The 448-nt window shown below is 69.2% G+C and carries 1 protein-coding gene; it reads left to right on the top strand.

Annotation, left to right across the window (positions count from 1 at the left end; translation table 11 throughout):
* Window positions 1–448: AMP-binding protein (locus IU459_RS37635; protein WP_195134321.1), on the top strand; the 448-nt coding region annotated here is incomplete at both ends.

The following is a 448-nucleotide window of genomic DNA, read 5'->3' as shown; positions in this document are numbered from 1 at the left end:
ACAATCTGTACGGTCCGACCGAGGCCGCGGTCGATGTCACCTTCCATGAGGTGACCGAGGACGACACCGTCTCGGTGCCGATCGGCGCTCCGGTGTTCAACACGCAGGTGTACGTGCTGGATTCGCGCCTGCGGCCGGTCCCGGTCGGTGTGCCGGGTGAGCTGTATCTCGCGGGCGCGCAGCTGGCGCACGGCTACGTGGGCCGTCCCGACCTGACCACCGAGCGCTTCGTGGCCAACCCGTTCGGCGACGCCGAGCGCATGTACCGCACCGGTGACCTGGTGGCCTGGACCGAAGACGGTGAGCTGGAGTACCTGGGCCGCACCGACTTCCAGGTCAAGGTGCGCGGCCTGCGCATCGAGCTGGGCGAGATCGAGTCGGCGCTCACGGCGCTGGAATCGGTGGCGCAGGCGGTGGTCGTGGTGCGCACCGATGAGCGGACCGGCGA

This window comes from Nocardia amamiensis (assembly GCF_015477605.1).
Lineage (GTDB): Bacteria > Actinomycetota > Actinomycetes > Mycobacteriales > Mycobacteriaceae > Nocardia > Nocardia amamiensis_A.
The sequence above is the reverse complement of the archived record's forward strand: the minus strand, read 5'-3'. Positions and strand labels throughout refer to the sequence as shown.